Source organism: Parvibaculum sp. (assembly GCF_049671045.1).
GTDB lineage: Bacteria > Pseudomonadota > Alphaproteobacteria > Parvibaculales > Parvibaculaceae > Parvibaculum.
On the sequence record NZ_JBATUH010000010.1, the window covers coordinates 1 to 1,859 of the forward strand.

General features: G+C 68.6%; 1 protein-coding gene and 1 pseudogene. One reads left to right on the forward strand and one right to left on the reverse strand.

Translation table 11 applies throughout. The features are described 5' to 3' along the window. Positions 1–440 (forward strand): annotated as a pseudogene (locus WBG82_RS00650) (hypothetical protein); the annotation flags it as partial. Positions 441–525: 85 nt separating this feature from the next. On the opposite strand, the gene WBG82_RS00655 reads toward WBG82_RS00650, so the two are convergent. Further along, the gene (locus tag WBG82_RS00655; RefSeq protein WP_424420132.1) at positions 526–1,692 is read right to left on the reverse strand and encodes a pyridoxal phosphate-dependent aminotransferase; all 1,167 of its coding nucleotides are present in this window, start codon (positions 1,690–1,692) and stop codon (positions 526–528) included. Positions 1,693–1,859: the final 167 nt, after the last annotated feature.

Sequence of the window (1,859 nt, forward strand, 5' to 3'; positions counted from 1 at the left end):
GCCATGAGGAGGGCGCGGCGCCCGAAGGCGCGGGCGAAGGCGAAGAAGCCGCCCATGCCGAAGAAGCGCCGATCCTGCTCTCCTATTCTCGCGACGAGGTCGTGACGGAGGAAGCGGACCACATCGCCACCGAAGAACTGGTGGCCGAGGAAGCCGCCCCCGAAGTATCCGCGGAGGAACCCGCAAAGGCGGAAGAAGCGCCCATGGCGGAAGTTGCAACGGAACCTGCGGCGGAAGTCGTAGCAGAAGCCGTGGCCAAGGAAGTTCCCGCCCCGGCGGAGTCCGTGGCCGAGGAGGTCGCTCCCCTGCCCGCCGAAGCTCCGGCGGAGGAGGCCGCCGCCGAACCGCAGCCCGAGTCGGTTGCAGCCGAGGCGCCCGCCGAAGCCGAAAAGCCGCAGGCGCCTGCGCGTCGCGGCTGGTGGCAGCGCCGCTCCGTCTGAGCACGGGAAAATCAGTCCGGTATCCTGATCCGATATGTTTCCGGCGAAAGTGGTTTCCACTTTTGCCGGAAACCTCGCTGGACCGTCAGGCCAGCCAGCGCTTGAGCCGCACGACCGCCTCTTCCATATCGGCGGTTGCGCCCGCAAAGGAAAAGCGCACCGTCGTCGCGCCGTTCAGCGGATCGAAGTCGAGGCCCGGCGTGGCGGCCACGCCGGCTTCATGCAGCATGCGATGGCAGAACCCGGCGCTGTCATTCGTCAGTGTGCTGACATCGGCATAAAGGTAGAAAGCGCCATCGGCGGGCGCGAAGCGCGCGAGCCCCGCTTCCGGCAACGCATCGAGCAGAAGTTTCCTGTTCGCGGCATAGACGGCGACATTCGCATCGAGTTCTTCCGTCGCGTCGAAGGCCACGACGCCCGCCGCCTGCGCGATGGAGGATGGCGCGATGAAGAGGTTCTGCGCCAGCCGCTCGATCGGCCGCACGAGGCGTTCGGGCACGACGACCCAGCCGAGCCGCCAGCCTGTCATGCAGTAATATTTCGAGAAGCTGTTGACGACGAGCGCATCGTCCGACGAGGCGAGCGCCGTCGCCGTCTCGGCGCCGAAGGAAATGCCGTGATAGATCTCGTCGGAGATGAACCAGCGGCCTTGCCGGGCGCAGGCTTGCGAGAGCACGGCGAGCGCCTCAGGCGTGAGCATGGTTCCCGTCGGATTGGCCGGGCTCGCAACGAGCACGCCCGCAATGCGGCCATGGCGGCGTTCAGCCTCCTCGATGAGTTCCGGCGTCAGCGACCAGCGCGTTTCCGCGCCGACGGAGATCCCGACAGGCTCGAGCCCCAGCGCCAGCAGGATATTGCGATAGGCGGGATAGCCCGGCTCCGAGATCGCAACCCGCGCGCCCGGATCGAAACAGGCGAGAAAGGCGAGAATGAATCCGCCCGACGAGCCGGGCGTCACGACCACGCGCTCCGGCGCGAGATCGATCCCGTGCCGGTCGGCATAATAGCGCGCGATCCTCTCGCGCAGCGCGGGCGTGCCCAGCGCGTCGGTGTAGCCGAGCCGGTCCGAAGCGAGCGCGCGGGCCGCCGCATCGCGCACGACCTGCGGGGCCTGCGTCGAGGGCTGGCCGACTTCGAGATGGATGATGCGGCGCCCCTCCTGCCGCTCGAGCGCGGTCGCGTCGCGCATGACATCCATGGCGATGAAGGGAGCAACGCCGCTCCGCCTCGAACCGTTCAGCCTGTTCGTCATTGGCTCGTCTGCGCTCAGGAGCCCGAGGCGACGGCGCCAAGCCCGACGCCATTGCCCGAGGGCGTGACGCCGAGCGTGCATGTGCCGGCCGGCAGCCCGTCGGGGCAGATGATGGCATTGGCCGGCGAGCGCGCATCGGCAGGGCCGGAGGCCAGCGCCCGGGAGCC